This window comes from Desulfocucumis palustris (genome assembly GCF_002933875.1).
In the GTDB taxonomy this organism is placed as follows: Bacteria; Bacillota; Desulfotomaculia; order Desulfotomaculales; family Desulfocucumaceae; genus Desulfocucumis; species Desulfocucumis palustris.
Genome location: NZ_BFAV01000164.1, coordinates 1 through 637 on the forward strand (window position 1 = coordinate 1; position 637 = coordinate 637).

1 protein-coding gene is annotated in these 637 nt (G+C 52.0%); it reads left to right on the forward strand.

Features of this window, described 5'->3' with window-relative positions; all coding sequences use genetic code 11:
- Window positions 1–32: 32 nt before the first annotated feature.
- On the forward strand, window positions 33–637 hold a 605-nt coding region (locus DCCM_RS16635), incomplete at its 3' end, for a VanW family protein (RefSeq protein ID WP_165792224.1).

Sequence of the window (637 nt, forward strand, 5' to 3'; positions counted from 1 at the left end):
GCCCCCCTTTTTTAAGGGGGTATTAATCAGGGATGGATAAAAAACAAAAAATTATCTCTTTAATTGTTGGCGGCTCCGTTATGGTTTTAGCAATTATACAAGGCGTATCCCTGGCTCCGGCAAAGGAAACCGCGGAGATGGGAAAAGTCACGCCGATAGAGGGCTCCATTCCGGTGGACGGCAATGTTTACCTGGTTCCGGCGGTTAAGCCCGCTTTAGCAACCGTTCTTCCGGGAGAGAGTTCCACCGGAACAAAAAAACCGCCGGATAAACCGGGAATGCTAAACAATGAAGCTGCCTGCCGTGAATATGAAATTGAAGGAGCAATAACCCCGTCGGAAAACCCGTTGCCGGATACCGGGGTAATAACGTACTCCACAAAACATAAATATGCGGCTCACAAAATGAACTTTCACGACGATCCCGGGCAGACCAACGCCATCATGGGTTGCGCCTATCTTAACGGGGCCATGGTTATGCCCGGGGAGGTTTTTTCATTCAACGGCCGGGTAGGCCCCAGGACAGAATCCAGGGGTTTTGTGGCTGGCAAAAGCGTCATCAACGGAAAGCTGGAACCGGATGTGGGGGGAGGTGTTTGCAGGCTCTCCACCGCCCTGCACCAGGCTGTTATGCAGGC